Source organism: Tamlana crocina, from assembly GCF_012037625.1.
In genome coordinates this window covers 259350-276853 of sequence record NZ_JAAVJS010000002.1, presented here as the reverse complement: position 1 = coordinate 276853, position 17504 = coordinate 259350, and the positions used below count along the sequence as shown (strand labels likewise).

General features: G+C 36.5%; 11 protein-coding genes. 7 read left to right on the top strand and 4 right to left on the bottom strand.

Translation table 11 applies throughout. From position 1 onward, the window contains the following. Nucleotides 1-56 precede the first annotated feature (56 nt). Nucleotides 57-500: an Lrp/AsnC family transcriptional regulator gene (locus tag HC176_RS02465; protein WP_167916592.1), complete on the top strand. Its 444-nt coding sequence runs from the start codon at nt 57-59 to the stop codon at nt 498-500. A 7-nt stretch (nt 501-507) separates the two neighbouring features. Here the strand turns inward: HC176_RS02465 and HC176_RS02460 are convergent, their stop codons facing one another. Genes HC176_RS02460 through HC176_RS02450 form a run of 3 tightly spaced genes read right to left on the bottom strand, consistent with a single transcriptional unit; the run spans nt 508 to nt 3114 of the window. Continuing rightward, entirely contained in the window at nt 508-885 is a 378-nt protein-coding gene (locus tag HC176_RS02460) for a VOC family protein (protein ID WP_167916591.1), read from the bottom strand. After that, the gene (locus HC176_RS02455) at nt 882-1862 is read right to left on the bottom strand and encodes a YpdA family putative bacillithiol disulfide reductase (RefSeq protein ID WP_167916590.1); all 981 of its coding nucleotides are present in this window, start codon (nt 1860-1862) and stop codon (nt 882-884) included. The genes HC176_RS02460 and HC176_RS02455 overlap by 4 nt, the downstream gene beginning before the upstream one ends. Then, nucleotides 1855-3114 carry an MDR family MFS transporter gene (locus HC176_RS02450; protein WP_167916589.1) on the bottom strand — a complete coding sequence of 420 codons (1260 nt, stop codon included), beginning with the start codon at nt 3112-3114 and terminating at the stop codon, nt 1855-1857. Before HC176_RS02450 ends, HC176_RS02455 begins: the two co-directional genes overlap by 8 nt. A gap of 337 nt (nt 3115-3451) precedes the next feature. On the opposite strand from HC176_RS02450, the gene HC176_RS02445 reads away from it, so the two are divergent. From HC176_RS02445 to HC176_RS02420, 6 genes are all read left to right on the top strand, one after another. Beyond that, the gene (locus HC176_RS02445) at nt 3452-4057 is read left to right on the top strand and encodes a DUF1684 domain-containing protein (protein WP_167916588.1); all 606 of its coding nucleotides are present in this window, start codon (nt 3452-3454) and stop codon (nt 4055-4057) included. Between the two features lie 321 nt (nt 4058-4378). Continuing rightward, nucleotides 4379-8365, top strand: coding sequence for a hybrid sensor histidine kinase/response regulator transcription factor (locus HC176_RS02440; RefSeq protein ID WP_245234818.1), 3987 nt, complete (start codon nt 4379-4381; stop codon nt 8363-8365). Between the two features lie 209 nt (nt 8366-8574). Continuing rightward, nucleotides 8575-11589, top strand: coding sequence for a SusC/RagA family TonB-linked outer membrane protein (locus tag HC176_RS02435; protein ID WP_167916586.1), 3015 nt, complete (start codon nt 8575-8577; stop codon nt 11587-11589). Nucleotides 11590-11636: 47 nt separating this feature from the next. Continuing rightward, nucleotides 11637-13124 carry a RagB/SusD family nutrient uptake outer membrane protein gene (locus tag HC176_RS02430; RefSeq protein ID WP_245234817.1) on the top strand — a complete coding sequence of 496 codons (1488 nt, stop codon included), beginning with the start codon at nt 11637-11639 and terminating at the stop codon, nt 13122-13124. Between the two features lie 9 nt (nt 13125-13133). Further along, nucleotides 13134-14321, top strand: a complete 1188-nt coding sequence (locus HC176_RS02425; RefSeq protein ID WP_167916584.1) for a glycoside hydrolase family 88 protein — start codon at nt 13134-13136, stop codon at nt 14319-14321. A gap of 267 nt (nt 14322-14588) precedes the next feature. Beyond that, on the top strand, nt 14589-16847 hold the full coding sequence (locus HC176_RS02420; protein WP_483414746.1) for a glycoside hydrolase family 2 protein: 2259 nt from the start codon (nt 14589-14591) through the stop codon (nt 16845-16847). A gap of 300 nt (nt 16848-17147) precedes the next feature. On the opposite strand, the gene HC176_RS02415 is transcribed toward HC176_RS02420, so the two are convergent. Continuing rightward, a complete protein-coding gene (locus HC176_RS02415) occupies nt 17148-17495 on the bottom strand; it encodes a YcxB family protein (RefSeq protein WP_167916582.1) in 348 nt (115 codons plus the stop codon). Nucleotides 17496-17504 lie beyond the last annotated feature (9 nt).

Genomic DNA, 17504 nt, shown 5'->3' with positions numbered 1-17504 from the left:
AGTAAAATTGTATTTTTGGTTTAATATTTAAGTTTTTCATATTAATTTTCTTTTAAATGAGTGTCGATTCGATTAACAGCAAGATTTTAAGGTGTTTGCAGCAAAATGCACGGATGAGCAATGCCGAAATTGGGCGTCAAGTGGGCATTAGTTCTCCGGCCGTTTCAGAACGGATAAAACGTATGGAAGACTTGGGCATCATTGAAGGCTATAAAGCGATTGTTTCGCCGTTTGAAATTGGCTATCAGTTAAAAGCGATTATCACTTTACGGGCTTTTATGGGGAAATTAAAACCGTTTTTGGAAAAAGTGAAAACCTACGAAGAGGTGATAAATTGTTACCGCATTACGGGCGACGAAAATATAGTAATGGAGGTGGTTTTAAAGAACAACAAACATTTGGAATCTTTTATTGACCAACTGATTACTTACGGCGAATCGAAAACCCAAATTGTGCTATCGCGCGTGGTGAAGCAAAAGGAAGTGATTCCAATAAAATAGACGGTTTCTAATCAATACGCCATGGCGGATTTTTTCTGTTCTTACCAGCGTAGTACAAAATAATGTGGTTGCCATCGGGATCTTGTAGAAGCGCTTCACGCCACAGCCAAGGCTGGTCGGTTGGCAAAACATCGAATTTGAACCCTTTTTCCTGAAGTTTTTTTACCCATTCGTCCAAATGTTCTTCTTCAAAATAGATAGTGATGCCGTTACCTTTGGGTGATTTATCAACATGGTGGATGGAAAACGTAGCCTCGCCATCGGGGCATTCAAAACGGACATACCGTGGCATGGACTCCACAATAAGCCGCAAACCCAAAGCCGTATAAAAGGCTACCGATTTTTCGAGGTTTTTAGATGGTATGGTTACTTGGTTTAAGTTCATTGGGCCATTTTCGTTTCAATATGTTCCGTAATTTGTTTGGCATGGATTCTGGAGTTTTCAATAAACCATTTATGGGTTTCCTTTCCGCCACAAATTACCCCGGCCAAATACAGGTTTTCCACATTGGTTTCCATGGTATCGCTGTTGTAAGTGGGGATGCGCTTTCCATCATCCGAAACCGTTATACCGCTATCGGCCAACAAATCGAAATTAGGTAGGTAGCCCGTAAGCGCCACCACAAAATCGTTGGGGATGGCCATTGTACCGTTTTGGGTTTTTATAATCACCTTTTCAGGTTTTATTTCAGCAATTTCAGAATTAAAATAGGCCTTTATGCTACCTTCTTCAATGCGGTTGATGATATCGGGGCGCACCCAATATTTTACCCGTTCGCCAATGGTATCACCACGAACCACCATGGTAACGCGCCCACCTTTGCGCCAAATTTCCAACGCGGCATCAACGGCCGAATTACTTGCGCCCACCACAATAACGTCCTGCATACTGTAATTGTGTGCCTCTTTGTAATAGTGGGTGACTTTGGGCAAACTTTCACCGGGAACATTCAGTAGTTTTGGGATGTCGTAAAACCCCGTACAGATGATGACATGTTTGGCTGAATAATGGTTTTTACTCGTTGTAATTTTAAAGGATTCGGAAGTTTTTTCAACTGAAACTACGTTTTCATAAAGATTGATATGCAATTGATTGGAAGTGGTTACCCTACGGTAATATTCCAAAGCTTCGTCGCGGTTGGGTTTGGGGTTGTTGCTTATAAACGGAATGGCGTCAATTTCCAATTTTTCAGAAGTCGAAAAGAACGTCATGTTTTTTGGATAATTGAAAAGGGAGTTGGTTAGCGCTCCCTTTTCAATAATCAAATAATCCCATTCACGTTTTTTGCATTCCAACGCGCAAGCAATGCCTATGGGGCCTCCGCCGATAATGATAATGTCTCTTTTTATAATGTCACTCATGTTCAATTAAAGTATTTTCAATCAAAGGTTCTACTGATTTTTGCCGCTGTGCTTTTTTCATATTCAAATAACGACTCAAGCCAAAAAGCAAAAATACACAAAACGCAGCCAGTAGGGTAACGATGTACCAAGTGTTGTCGTAGCCCAGCTTGTCAACCAAGCGCATGCCAGCGTTGTGCCCAAAAATATGGGCGATGGAAAAGGCAATGGAATACAATGCCATATACTCGCCTTGATTGCCTTTTTTGGCGCGATCTAAAGCAAAAGCATTGGAATAAGGAAAGGTTATCATTTCGCCAACGGTCATCAGCAGCATGCCCAAAACCAAAACGCCACTCCACGGGGTGAAATTCAGAATTAAAAAGCTACTGCCTGTTAAAATGGCACCAAAAAGCATCAATCCCGTTTTGGTGAATCGGGTGTTTTCCAACCACTTTATCAAAGGCATTTCTAATAAAAAAATTAAGAATCCGTTAGTGCCCAATAAAATTCCGATTTCCAATTCGGTTAGTAAATGCGCTTCTTTGTAATACAGTGGCATGGTTGAAAAATACTGTAAAAACACAATGCCGAACAGTACCATAGCTACCAAGAACATCAAAAATGCTTTGTCATCGTAGGCCGATTTGGGGTTGTTGACCACAACTTCGTCCAACACTTTGGCTTTTTTAGGGTTTAAAACCATCACTAAAACCAGTGTGGCGATAATGCAGGTAATCCCGTCAACCCAAAACAATCCGCCATAGCTCAATGTGGTAATTATGAGTCCGCCAATGGCCGGGCCTGCCGAAAACCCTAAATTTATTGCCAATCGTATTAAGGTAACCGAACGCGTTTTGTTTTCGGGTTTACTATATGCGCTCAATGCCACGAACATGGCCGGGCGGAACATATCGGCTACCAGCATCACCAAAAAAATGCCGAAACAAAGACTTTCGAAAGTATGCAAAAACTGAAGGGCAATAAACAGAAATCCTGTGGCCAATAAGCTAAAAGCCATTACTTTGTAGTATCCTACTTTGTCGGTCATTCGGCCGCCCAACCACGACCCGATTACCGACCCCAAACCAAAGGCACTCATAATCCATCCCACATCGCTAAGCGAAAAGTTTAAACTTTCGGTGAGGTAAAGCGACAAAAACGGAATAACCATTGTGCCCGCCCGGTTTATTAGCGTAATGAGTGCCAACCACCATACCTCTTGCGATAAGCCTTTAAATGTGTTTAAGTAATTGTTGAGTAGCCTTTTCATGAGTTATAATTGTTCTGTTTTTATTTCACATATTTTTTTGATTAGATCCTGATATACATCAGGATTAGTTCAACTAAGTCAATTTAATCCGCTAGCTTTTAAATTGCTGGTTTCACTAAAATAAAAAGTCCGACGCTGAGGTCGGACTTTTACATATTGCATTAATTTATAATAACATCATCACAATATATAACAAGTCCAACAGCTTCCCTTATAAGAAGCGGTCCATTGTTTTCTGAGAATTGTGACGTTACTGCGCATGTTTATTTTTATAATTGAACTACAAACTTATATAAAATATTTTGAAATTGTATTTTTGAAATTAAAATGTTTAAAAATGAAGAAAATTGGCATCCTTTTTTTAATGCTCATCTGTCTATCGGGCTGTGCGCAAAAAAAACGCCCGGTATTGGGTGAAACCGAATTTCAAAAAGAATTGAATGCCGATTTTAAGGATGCTTCAAAATCGCCATTAAAGGATAAAGACCGAAAGCATTTTGAAGGATTGGACTTTTTTAAGTTCGATTCTGCCTATGTGGTAAATGCCCGCTTGGAGCGAACACCTAACTCCAAATGGTTTAGTATGAAAACAACTACAGATAGAGTTTCGCAAGAACGGATTTATGGTGTGTTGCATTTTGAACTCAACGGCGAAAAATATAAACTCAATGCATATCAAGGGAAAGATTTAATGAAAGAGGAAGGCTATGAGGGTTACCTCTTTTTACCGTTTTTAGATGAAACCAATGGACTGGAAAGTTATGGTGGCGGCCGCTATATCGATGCCCGAATTCCAGATGGCGACACCATGGTCATTGATTTCAATAAAGCCTACAACCCGTATTGCGCCTACAACGAAAAATATTCCTGCCCCATAGTGCCCCGCGAAAATTATTTAAAAACAAGAGTAGAGGCTGGGGTAAAAGCTTTTAGGAAGAATTGATGGTTTTTGCATAAAAAATTGAGGTTACAAGCCAGAAAGTATGGCATAATGAGTTGTTAAAATTTTTTAACCAATTGATTGTTTTTAAGCCTACTTTAGTACTAAAGTTAACTATAGAGTACTACATTTTGTTTATAATAATTGCATGTTTGATTTTATTGAAATTATTAAAACTTGTATTACATGTTTGACCGTTTTGTACTTTCTATATATTTGTTTTATACTAATTATAACTCTATGCAACGTGTTTTTTGTCTCATAGTTTTTTTGGGTCTGTTTTACTGTGGTGTTGCGCAAAAGAAAGTTTATCAATTTACACACTTGTCTACAGCTGAAGGGTTGTCGCAAAGTTCGGCCATAGCTATAGAACAAGACGATTTAGGTCAGATTTGGATAGGTACCCGAGATGGATTGAATAGATATGACGGCAGTAAATTTAAGATTTACCGTAATGATTTTGATGACGAAAGTTCGCTAAGCAATAACGATATTCTTGCTATCAAGCAGGATTCTAAAGGTTTCATTTGGATAGGAACTTACAATGGTTTGAACAAATATAACCCTAGGTCTGATACATTTACCCGATACTTTCACGAACAAAACAAGGGGTCTTTAAGCAATAATACCGTATGGACTATTGAAGAAATGTCCAATGGAGAAATGTGGATTGGTACCTCAAACGGTCTCTCGGTTTATAACCAAGATTCTAATACCTTTAAAACGTATGTAAAAAGTAGTTCAGAAGAAAGTCTTTTAGGTAACCATATACTGTCAATTTTAGAAACACGAGAAGGAACAATCTATATTGGAACCACGTCGGGGTTAAGTGAAGCTATAAAAGACAATAATGGTAATTACAAGTTTAAAGCGATACCCAAAACAACATCGGTTTATATTCAAGATGTTATAGAATCAGAGAACGGTGAAATATTAATGGCAACACAATCTCGTGGCGTTCTTTCATATAATATTGTTAGCAAAAAAGTAAAAACATTTCCTATTGTTGGAGAGAAAAACGACGCTGGTAAAAACGTAAGGAGGCTATTGTATGACGTTAAAGGCTTATTGTGGATTGGGACCTACAATGGCTTAACAGTGGTTAAGAACAATAAAGTTGTAGCGTCCTTGATGTCTGACTTAAACAATCCTAAAAGTTTGAGTAAGAATTCCATAAAGTGTTTGTTCAAAGACAAAAAAGGATCGATATGGATAGGTACTTATTATGGAGGGGTAAATATTTGGGATGAATCTAATGTGAATTTTATAAACTATGCCCATAAATTAGGGAATAGAGGTTTAAATTACAATGTAGTGAGCTCAATAGCGCATTATGACAATCTTGTATTTTTTGGAACCGAAGGTGGAGGTATAAACATATACGATAAAACGCTACAGTCGTTTAGTTATATTGAACAACGTTCCACAAACCAACTTCCTGACAATAACATAAAGGCTTTGAGTATTATTGACAAGGACAAAATTTGGATAGGTACATTTAATAGAGGACTTGCAATTTATAACTTGTCTACTAAAACCTTTGAAACAAATACTTTACCCAGTCAACTGAAAAGTTTTTTAAGTGATGTTGGTATTTATAGTATTCAAAAAGATAAATATCAAAATGTATGGATAGGCACCTTTGGTAAGGGTATTGTAAAATATAACCAAGCATTACAAACATATAATGTAATTGGTGCTAGTGATGATATTTCAAAATCATTATCCAGTAATTTGATTAGAGCCTTAATGATTGATGACCAACAAAATGTTTGGGCTGGGACAGAAAAGGGATTAAACAAGATTGATAACAACGGGATAGTTACGCCTTATTTTTATGATTTTAATAGGCAATACGGTGATGATATTTTATGTGTATTTCAAGATAGTAATCGTAATATTTGGGTGGGAACAAAAGCAAAAGGCTTGTTTAAACTAGAAAGAACAACCTTTGTGCCAATACCTTTAAAGGAAAACAACATCAAATTATCATCAATAAACAGTATTTTAGAAGACAAACCGCATACACTATGGTTAAGCACAAATCAAGGCTTAGTAAAATACAACATAAATTCAGGGCAACTAGAGCTTTTTAATCAGCGTGATGGGCTTGTGGGGAATGAGTTCAATAATAATGCGGCTTTAAAGGTTGGCAGATCTGATTTTTACTTTGGAGGGCCCACGGGAGTGTCTTTTTTTAATTCAAACCTTTTAAACAAAAACACATATGCGCCACAGGTTATTTTAACAGATTTTACCATTAAAAATGAGCCCGTAGCCTTAAACGATGAAAATGAAGTTTTACATGAAGCACTTCCGTTTACCAAGTCCATACGGTTGTCTCACGACCAAGGTAACTTTAGTATTACGTTTTCCATACCTAATTTTATAAACTCAAATAACAACAGTTACCAATATAGGCTTGCGGGTTTAGAGGAAGAGTGGAATTTTTCATCAAATAATACGGCATCATATACCATTCAAAACCCAGGAAACTATGTGTTTGAAGTTAGAGGTGTTAATAGTGATGGTGTTTTTAATAAGGACGTTACAAGCCTTGATATAGAAGTAAGACCAGCCCCTTGGAGAAGTTGGTGGGCATTTATGCTTTACGGTTTGTTTATAGTTACGGCACTGTATTTCTTAATAGATGTGTTAAAGTCAAAAACCAAACTGCGGCATCAGTTGGAGATGGAGCACCTTGAGGCTGAGCGAACAAAGGAAATCAACAAAACAAAACTAGAATTTTTTACCAATATTTCACATGAATTTAGAACCCCACTAGCACTAATTTTAGGGCCGCTTCATCAGATTATTGAGGACTATAGGGGCAGTAATAAAATATACAAAAAGCTTCTGGTTGTTGAAAATAGCGCCAATCATTTATTGCAGCTTATCAATAGGTTGATGGATTTTAGAAAGCTTGAAAATAATCTTTATAAATTAGAAACGGCAGAAGGTAATATTGTTAAGTTTTTAAAAGAGATCTATTTGTCATTTTCAGAATTTGCCAAAGATGGGAGTTATAACTATAATTTTATAGCCCCTCAAGACCTTATCTTAGTGTATTATGACCGCAATAAATTAGAACGTGTATTTTATAATTTGATTTCAAATGCCTTTAGATATACACCAAAAGGAGGACAAATTAATGTGAAGATTGAAAGACTAAACCATAGCGTGTTGATAAAAATTGAAGACACCGGTGTAGGCATCGCTGAAGAATACCAAGACAAAATATTTGAGCGTTTTTTTGAGGTAGCTGTAAATAACAGGCCAGATAACGACTATAACAAGGGGACTGGCATAGGGTTGTCAATAGCAAAAAATATTGTGGATTTGCATAAGGGCAGTATCAAGTTGGAAGCTAACAATGGCGGCCAAGGCTCTGTGTTTTGTGTGGAATTATTATTAGGTAGTGATCATTTGTCTGATGACGAAATTATTGAAGATTTTAAGTTTAGTGATGATGTGTCTCAATATGTTGATCAATTAGAACCCCAAACACTAGGCCTTGACGATGCTCTTGATACACTGCCAATAGCTGGGAAACAAACAATTCTTTTGGTTGAAGACAATAAACCTTTGCGCAAGTTCATGAAAAGTATCTTAAAGGATGTTTACAATATTCTTGAGGCAGAAAACGGAAAAGTAGCTTTTAACCTTGCCATAAAAGAAACTCCAGATCTTATTATAAGCGATGTTGTAATGCCTGTAATGCCAGGTACCGAACTCTGCGCAGCGGTAAAGAATGATATTAAAACAAGTCATATTCCCTTGATATTATTGACTTCAAGGACTTCTTTGGTCTATAAATTGGAAGGCTTAGAGCGTGGGGCGGATGACTACATAAGTAAGCCATTCAACGTAAAAGAGTTTAAGGTGCGTATCAAAAATATTCTAGATGCTAATGCACGATTAAAACAAAAGTTTACCGAGAGTACCCTTTTACAACCCAATGAAGTAACGGTAACCTCCATCGATGAAAAACTCTATAAAAAAGCCGTTCAGATAGTAGAGAGCAATATTGGTAATGATGGATTTGATGTGCCCTTTTTCTGTTCGGAATTAGGGGTTAGCAGAACCATGCTTTTTACAAAAATCAAAGCTTGGTCTGGGTTTACTCCTAATGAATTTGTACAGCATTTTAGAATGACTAGAGCCGCTCAATTGCTAGAGCAAGGTAAAATCAATATTTCTGAAATAAGTTATAGGGTTGGGTTTAAAAATCCTAAGTATTTTAGCAAGTGCTTCCAAAAGAAATTTGGAAAAACACCAACCCAATACGCAAATAAGTTTAGAGAAGTTTAAATTTTATTTAACTTAAACTATTGAAAAATAGTTGATTGTACTTTTTTACCCCCTTTTTTGTACTTCAAGTTCGGTTCTTTGTTCTAGTTTTAGAATATGAAAAACCAAAGGCGAAATTGGTATTATGTTGAGATAGTCCTTATCACAATCATTGTGCTATTTAGTCTTATTATTATCTATTTAAGCTAAATTAACTAAAATTTAAACTAATGAGAAAAACCAAACGATTAAAGAATGTATTCTTTGTATTACTAGGTTTTTGTTTAGCGCTATCTGCTAGTGCTCAGCAAAAAACAGTGAAAGGTACTGTAACATCTTCTACAGATGGCATGTCTCTGCCAGGAGTAAATGTTATTGTTAAAGGAGGTAATAGCGGAACTTCAACCGACTTTGATGGCAATTATTCCATTGAAGCCCAAAAGGGAGCTGTGCTTGTATTTAGTTATTTGGGATTTGTTTCCCAAGAATTGACCATTGGTAGTTCAACTACAATCAACGTCATTTTAGAAGAAGACGTTAGTGCCCTTGATGAGGTAGTTGTAGTAGGTTATGGAGCAGCCAAACGTAGTGATATAACAGGCTCCGTGTCCTCTGTGAAATCAGAAGAGGTTACGGCATTTCCTGTGCTAGATGCTCAGCAGGCACTGCAAGGTCGTGCCGCAGGTGTGGCCGTTCAGTCTAACAATGGTGGCGAACCAGGAACTCCAATTAATGTAACCATAAGAGGTAACACTTCTATAAATGCAAGTAGTGCTGCTCTTGTAGTCGTTGATGGATTTGTGGGTGCAACCTACCCACAACCAGGAGATATTGAATCTGTAGAAGTTTTAAAAGATGCTTCTGCTACAGCTATTTATGGGTCTCGAGGGGCTAACGGTGTTATTTTGGTAACTACTAAAAAGGGTAGAAAGGGTAAGATGACTGTAGAATTGAACAGTAATTACGCAATTCAAACTACTTCTAATAGGCTTGATTTACTGAATGCTAGTCAATTTGCAGATTATACCAGTGCAATCAATCCTTCTTATACACAAGGGTCTGCTAATACAGATTGGCAAGACCTTATTTACACTACAGGCCATACTACCAATCATCAATTATCATTTTCTGGAGGATCAGACAACATGAATTATTATGTGTCTGGTAACTATTTCGATCAGGATGGTGTAGTAATCAACTCTGGTTTTGAGCGTTTTTCATTTTTAAGTAACATTGATGCTCAAATTAGTGATAAACTAAAGTTAGGCTTTAATACCTTTGGCACTAGAAGTACCAAAGATGGTGTTTCTACCCAGGCTAACAGTGGTGGTAGGGGAAGTGGTGATGTTATTTCAATAGCTTACAGGTTTGCTCCAGATTTAGATGTATTAGACGAAAACGGAAATAACACATTCAATTCTGTTGGAGATGATATTGATAACCCCTTTGCTGTGGCTACCGAGAGAGTTGACGAAACTATAGAAGACATATATCGAGCAAACTTTTATGGTGAATATGAAATAATTGAAGGGTTGACTTTTAAATCTACCTTTGGGTTTAGCTCTAGAAACCAAACCCGTGGACAGTTTACGCCTTCAACCTTAATAACTTCTGCTGGAGATCAAGGTGGTATAGCGGGAATAGCCAATTTAAAGAATACCAATTTATTAAGTGAAAATTATTTTACTTATACCAGAGAAATTGGAAAAGGAAATTTAACATTATTGGCAGGATACTCTTACCAGAAAGATAAAACTGTAACGAATTCAGCTGGGGCTGAGGGTTTTGTAAGTAATAGCGTTTCTTATTTAAGATTGGATAGCGGTGCAACGCAACTGTTTCCAGCATCTTTCTTAAGTGAGTTTGAGATTCAATCACAGTATGGTCGTATCAATTATGATTATGATGATAAGTATTTAATCACTTTTACAGCACGTCGTGATGGGGCTTCAAACTTCGCTAAAAATAATAAATATGCCTTTTTCCCTTCTGGTGCATTAGGATGGAAAGTCTCAAACGAGAATTTCTTAAAGGATAACGAAACGATATCTAACCTAAAGCTCCGAGCCAGTTATGGTGTTACAGGAAATCCGTCTATTGCACCATACCAATCTCTTGCTACCTTACAGTCTATTTACGCTGTAACTGGAGACCAAACAGTAAATGCTGTGGTATCTGGTAGACCCGCAAACCCTAATTTAAAATGGGAATCATCTTATCAAACCAACTTTGGTATAGATTTAGGACTTTGGCAAAATAAAGCCTCATTAAGTGTTGATGTCTATAATATAGACACAAAAGATTTAATAGTAGGTAATAGTAATACACCAGAGTATACAGGCTTTTTAAATCCTAATTTCTTAGATAATATTGGTGAGATAAACAATAAAGGTGTTGAAATAACACTTTCAACACGAAATATTAGAAACGATAATTTCTCATGGTCAACAGATATAAACTGGTCTAAAAACAAAAATACGGTAGAAAAACTATTTGGTAGTGATGTAGATTTCTTTTTACCGTCTGCAGCTCCAGGGCATTTTTTACAAGATGAAACACATATTCTTAGAGAAGGAGAAGCGCTTGGTCAGTTTTTTGGTTATGAATACAGAGGTGTTTATCAAGGTGGAGCTTTACCTGAGGGAACCGCAACATTTAGTGGAGCTGTAGCAGGAGATGAATTATTTACCGATGTTGATGGTAGCGGAGAGATAAGTTCTTCTGATAGAAAAATTATAGGAGACCCCAACCAAGATTGGACCTTTGGATTTAACAATACATTTAAATATAAAAATTTTGATTTAGGTATATTCTTCCAAGGTGCAGTAGGAGGTGATATTTATAGTTTTACCTTGTCTGAGCTTGCATCTGGAGGCTCTAATGCTACAACAGAAGCTTTAAAAGCATGGACGCCTAGTAATACCGATACAGATGTACCCTCTCCTAATACTAGAGAGAAACGTATGAATTCTAGATTTGTTTTTGATGGCACTTATGTTCGCTTAAAGAATTTAGTGTTTGGTTATAATTTACCAGAAAATATTACAGAAAAATTAGGAATGAATAAAGTTAGGTTTTCACTTAGTGGCCAAAATTTATTAACCATTACTGATTATCCAGGTACCGATCCTGAAGTGAGTTATAAAGCTTCTGGCTCTCAAAATGCCAATGTAAATCAAGGTTTCGATTATGGGAATTATCCTAATATAGAATCCATAACTTTTAGTATAAATCTTAAGTTTTAAAATAAAAAATATAAAAAATGAAAAATTTAAAATATATATTCCTTTTAATGGTATTGCCTATTTTAGGATGTTCAGATTTAGAGGAAGAGCCAGTGTCTGTTCTTTCGCCAGATGGGTTTTTTAATTCCATACAAGATGTACAAACAGCAATTAATGGTGCTTACGGAAACTTGTCTGAAGAAGCATTTTGGGGCCGAAAATTTTCTTTACCATTAATGCTAAGAAGCGATATGGTAGGTATTGGAGATCAAGGTACAGCAGGAAGACGTAAAGACCATGATAATTTTACAGTAGCAGATGACAATGGTATGATTACTGCGTTTTGGCCAAGAGCCTATCAAATCATTGCAGGAGCAAATGAGGCTATAGCTGGTGGAAATGGACTAGGTCTAGCCGAAGGAACCTTAAATCCAGTTGTTGCTCAAGCCTATTTTGTGAGAGCCTATACTTACTTTCATTTAGTACGACTTTTTGGAGATATTCCTTACCTAGATGCACCAGTACAGGAAATTGCTGCAGCGTCTCAGATATCGAAAACACCTGCAGCTGAGGTTTATGCTAATATTATTGCAGATTTAGAATTTGCTAAACAGTGGTTGCCAGATAGTTATTTGCCATCTAATTCTGCCTTGCCAACCAAGGCTTCTGCTGCCGGCTATTTAGCATTGGTGCATTTAACGATGAAAAGTTTCCCAGAGGCTTACAATGAAGCAAAATTTGTAATAGATAATGAAGGAAGATTTGGTCTAGAATTAGCAGCAGATTTTCAAGATTTATTTAATCCTGCCAAACAAGGAAGTTTAAAAGAGGCCTTGTTTACTATAGATTATAATGGCTTTAGAGATGGTAATTACGGGCAAGATTATACAGCAGCTTTAACAGGTATAAGAGCTAATGAAGATGGTAACGGCGGTGGTTGGTCTGTTGCCGTGCCAAGTATAGAAGTGTATAACAGATGGGATGGTAGAGATTATAGAAAAGCGGTTAGTTTGGATACTACAGGTGTTTTTAATGGTGTTGTAGATACTTTTATGAATTTTCCAAATTATGACGCCAGAAACATTCCAAGTGCCTACATCGCTAAATATGCTAGATTTACTGGGCAAACTTCAAATGGTAACGGTAGAGGCTCAGAGCATAATTACGCACAATTACGCTATGCTGAAGTATTGTTAATTGCGGCTGAGGCTCTGAATGAAGTGACTCCGGGTACTACGGAAGCAGATGGTTATGTAAATAGAGTTAGGGCTCGAGCAAGAAATGGTAACGGTTCTGGCTTCCCAGCAGATGTTACTCCTGGAATGTCTCAGGCAGATTTTAGAAATATGGTATTAGAGGAGCGTAGATGGGAATTGGCCTTTGAGTTTAAACGCTGGTACGATATTAAGAGACGTGATATAGGAACCACAGCATTTGGTACCGGAGGCTTTGAGGAACGACCAAATTTTAATCCATCAAGGGATTATTTATTGCCACTTCCTAATGATGAATTACAACGTAACCCTAATTTAGAACCTAATAATCCAGGTTACTAATCCACCATTATGCACAAAATTAGTTTGATTATTTTTATTCTTGGGTTTGCGTGTTTATCGGCATGCAAATCCAAGGGTGAAAATAAAAAATCTCATGGTAATGAGATGGAAATAGATTCATTATTGCAAAAAAGGTTCACTCGATTATTAGACTACAATATAGATTCTTTAGCCTTTCCCAGAAGCTATTCTTATAAAACAGGTGAGATAAAAAAAGTATCTTCTAGAGACTGGACAAGCGGTTTTTTTGTAGGTAACCTTTGGCAAATATACGCGATTACTGGAGATGAAGCTTATAAAGAGCGAGCTGAGCAATGGACGCCTTTAATAGAGCGTGAGAAAGATAACGGAAAAACACATGACATGGGTTTTAAGGTATTTTCTAGTTTTGGGAATGGGTTAAAGTTTAATGGCAGTCCTTACTATGAAGAAGTACTCATTCAAAGTGCCAAGACTTTATCTACAAGGTTTAACGATAAAATAGGGAGCATTCGTTCCTGGGATTTTAATAAAGATATTTGGCAGTTTCCAGTCATTATTGACAATATGATGAATTTAGAACTGTTGTTTGAGGCAACAAAACTTTCAGGAGATAGTTTATACCATGAAATAGCAGTAAAACATGCAGAAACTACTATGAAAAACCATTTTAGATCAGATGGAAGTACATGGCATGTTTTAGATTATGATACCATTTCTGGACAAGTACGTATGAAGGTAACACACCAAGGTATACATGATAATTCTGCTTGGGCAAGAGGTCAAGGCTGGGCTATATATGGATACACTATGGCATACCGTTATACTAAAGATCAACGTTTTTTGAACAGGGCAAAAGCTACCGCCGATTTTTTTATTAACCATAAAAAATTACCTGAAGATGGTATTCCCTATTGGGATTTTGACGATCCCAATATACCAAATGTTTCACGCGATGTTTCGGCAGGCGCTATAGTGGCCTCGGCATGTGTTGAACTTTATGGGTATACAAGAAATGAGGCCTATATTAACTATAGCAAAAAAGTAGTACATAGTTTAAAATCAATAAAGTATATTTTACCTCCAGAGAATACTATTCCGTTTATACTTGATCATAGTTTTGGCGATTGGTCTAAAAAATCCGAAATGGATGAACCTATAGTTTATGGAGATTATTATTTTCTGCAAACGCTACTTCGGCTAAGAGTTGAAAAATAAAGTTTGGTAGCAGGGCAAGTTCAAGGGCATGATGCCGCACTACTTTTCTACAATGTTTGCTATACAATCAAGCGCTTTCAAATTATTTAATCATTCTATAAAATGTATATAAAAAGCTTTTTTACAAAGGTGTTAGCTCTTTGTGCACTATCCTGTTTGGCGGTCTCATGGAATGTCGTTCCGCAAAGTCATCTTATAAGGGAGAAAATAAATATAAACACGAATTGGTTTTATCTTGAAAATAATACAGAAATTTTATCTGAAGCCATGAAACAAAATGCTTGGAAAAATATTGAGATACCACATTCATGGAATGCTTTAGATGCTACAGATATTGTTCCGGGCTATCGAAGAAGTGCAAGTTGGTATAAAAAAGAGCTTAACATTCATAATGTGGTTAAAGGTCACAATTATCACCTTTATTTTGAGGGTGCAAATATAACAAGTGAAGTTTATGTAAATGGTAAAAAAGTAGGAGGCCATATTGGAGGGTACATTGGCTTTGAAGTTGATATAACCAAGGTCGTCAAGTCTGGGTCAAATATGGTATTTGTAAGAGTTGATAATGGATTTAATCCAGAAATTATTCCATCTCAAAAAAGCGATTTTTTCATTTTCGGAGGCATTACTAGAGATGTTTGGCTAAAAACTACACCAAGAGAAAACCTAGCACACTTAAAAATTTTGACACCAAAAGTATCAAAACATAATGCAGTCTTAAAGGCTTCTGTTGTAATAAACGGCTATAACAAACAATCCGGTTTAACAACAAGAGCAGTTTTGTATGACGCTGCAGGAAAAAAGAAAGCGTCAGAAAAAGGGAATATTGTAGGAAATAAATCGAAATTTTCATTTAAAAGCATACAAAATCCTGAATTATGGCATGTAGACAGGCCATATTTGTACACGCTGAAAGTAGAACTTCTGTCCAATGGAAAGGTAATTGATATTGTGTCAGATAGAGTAGGTTTTAGGTGGTTTGAGTTTAAAGATTACGGTGCATTTTATCTAAACGGAAAACGATTATTGTTAAGGGGTACGCACAGACACGAAGAACATGCGGGTGTTGGTGCTGCCATGACTAATGCTCAACACAGAGCAGATATGGCTTTAATAAAGGATATGGGTGCTAATTTTGTGCGTTTAGCACATTACCCGCAAGATCCAGAAGTTTACAAAGCTTGTGATGAATTGGGGCTTTTGGTTTGGGATGAATTGCCTTGGTGTAGAGGAGGAGTAGGTAACGATGCTTGGAAAGCAAACACGAAAACCATGTTGAAAGAAATAATCACTCAAAACTATAACCATCCTAGTATTATTTTGTGGTCATTAGGAAACGAAATTTATTGGTTGCCTGATTTTGAAGGTGGTGACGAAACAGCCAAGATAAATGCCTATTTAAGTGAATTGAATGCATTTGCTCATGATTTAGACCCATCAAGAAAAACCGCAATAAGAAAGTATTACGAGGGCGCTGATATTGTTGATGTGTTTTCCCCTTCAATCTGGTCTGGTTGGTATTCAGGAAGTTATAAAAGCTATCAAAAGGCTATAGATACTTATAAGAATGAGTATCCTCACTTTTTGCATGCTGAGTATGGAGGGTCAAGTCATGTAGGTCGCCATACAGAAACACCAATTACCGGTGAAGGTGAAATTGAATCCGACGGATGGGAAGAAGCCATTGTGCAAACCGATGTAGCCAATATTGCCCAAATAGGTGATTGGAGTGAAAATTACATTGTTGATCTGTTTGATTGGCATTTAAGAATTTCTGAAAATGATTCCACATTTGTAGGAAATGTGCAATGGGCGTTTAAAGATTTTGGTACACCATTACGTCCAGAAAATGCTATGCCGTATATAAATCAAAAAGGCTTGGTGGATAGAAATGGAAGACCAAAAGATGCTTTTTACGTATTTAAAAGCTATTGGAGTAAAACGCCTTTTGCCTATATAGAATCGCATACGTGGACTGAGCGTCAAGGGCCAAAAGGTAAGGTCAGGACAATAAGTGTATATAGTAATTGTAGTGAAGTGGAATTGTTTTTAAACGGAAAAAGTTTAGGAGTAAAAAAAAGAGATGTTAAAGTTTTTCCTGCTGCCGGTTTAAATTGGGAACTAGAATTTGTTGAAGGTGCAAATGAACTTGTTGCTATAGGAAAAACAGAAACAAGCAATCCGGTAAAAGATATTTTGAAGGTTAATTATAGGTATGAAAAAAACGGAAAAGCAAAAGCGCTAAAATTAACCTATAACTTATTGGAGAATGGAAACTATCTTGTTACGGCCACTGCCATAGATAATAACGGATTACAATGCCTAGATTATGATGAACGAGTATATTTTCAGTGCTTAAATGGAGGAGAACTTATTAAAAGTTTAGGGACACCGACTGGAAGTGAAATTATTGAAATGGCCAATGGTAAAGCCTCCATAGAGGTAGTAAGGTATTCCAAAGAAAAGGCGCTTGAAGTTATGGTTTTAAATCAAAGTTTCAAAGGTACGTATTTAACAGTTGATTAGTAGTTTTCTAATTTGAGTCATTTAAAATGTCGCCCATCCTAAAAACAGTTTAAGCTAATGAATTTTTGTAGGTGTATTTAAATCTGTTTATAGCGCCTAAAACGAAAAATATTCCTGCCGCCCCATAGTGCGGCCCGCAAAATTATTTAAAAACAATATCTATAACGTGTTTGTGTATGATTAGTAGCGTGTTAAACGCATCTAATTTAGCAAATAAAAACCAAATAGAAAATCCGCGAGGATTTTCCGAGTAGGCAAGAACCAAGCAATTATTTTTACACGGTGTTGGCAATAGTTTTTTTATTTCCATTTCCAGTTAGTTTCGTCAATTACTGGAATGTTCATATTCTCAAATTGGCTTTTAGTTTCCATAGAATTTTTGATTCTCGCTTTTGGTATGATTAAAGAAAGTCCAGTAGAAATTTTTATAAAAAAATGATTTTGAGTTCCTGAAACGTTTTCTATTTCCGAAATATTAATTTTTCCTTCTCCAGTCTTGTCTTTTGCAAAAATAAAGTCAGGATAAATTTCTAAACTTTCTAATTGTCCAAAACGTTTAGCATAGTTTTCCGTAACGAATTTTGTATAATGCTTTTTTAGCTTCCATTTATAGTATTTGCCATAAAATAAAAGAGAAATAATCGACACAACGCCAAA

What these genes read in the sequence shown, in the direction of transcription:
- HC176_RS02465 (WP_167916592.1), top strand. Translation starts at nt 57, where the DNA reads ATGAGTGTCGATTCGATTAACAGCAAGATTTTAAGGTGTTTGCAGCAA.
- HC176_RS02460 (WP_167916591.1), bottom strand. Translation starts at nt 885, where the DNA reads ATGAACTTAAACCAAGTAACCATACCATCTAAAAACCTCGAAAAATCG.
- HC176_RS02455 (WP_167916590.1), bottom strand. Translation starts at nt 1,862, where the DNA reads ATGAGTGACATTATAAAAAGAGACATTATCATTATCGGCGGAGGCCCC.
- HC176_RS02450 (WP_167916589.1), bottom strand. Translation starts at nt 3,114, where the DNA reads ATGAAAAGGCTACTCAACAATTACTTAAACACATTTAAAGGCTTATCG.
- HC176_RS02445 (WP_167916588.1), top strand. Translation starts at nt 3,452, where the DNA reads ATGAAGAAAATTGGCATCCTTTTTTTAATGCTCATCTGTCTATCGGGC.
- HC176_RS02435 (WP_167916586.1), top strand. Translation starts at nt 8,575, where the DNA reads ATGAGAAAAACCAAACGATTAAAGAATGTATTCTTTGTATTACTAGGT.
- HC176_RS02430 (WP_245234817.1), top strand. Translation starts at nt 11,637, where the DNA reads ATGGTATTGCCTATTTTAGGATGTTCAGATTTAGAGGAAGAGCCAGTG.
- HC176_RS02425 (WP_167916584.1), top strand. Translation starts at nt 13,134, where the DNA reads ATGCACAAAATTAGTTTGATTATTTTTATTCTTGGGTTTGCGTGTTTA.
- HC176_RS02420 (WP_483414746.1), top strand. Translation starts at nt 14,589, where the DNA reads ATGAAACAAAATGCTTGGAAAAATATTGAGATACCACATTCATGGAAT.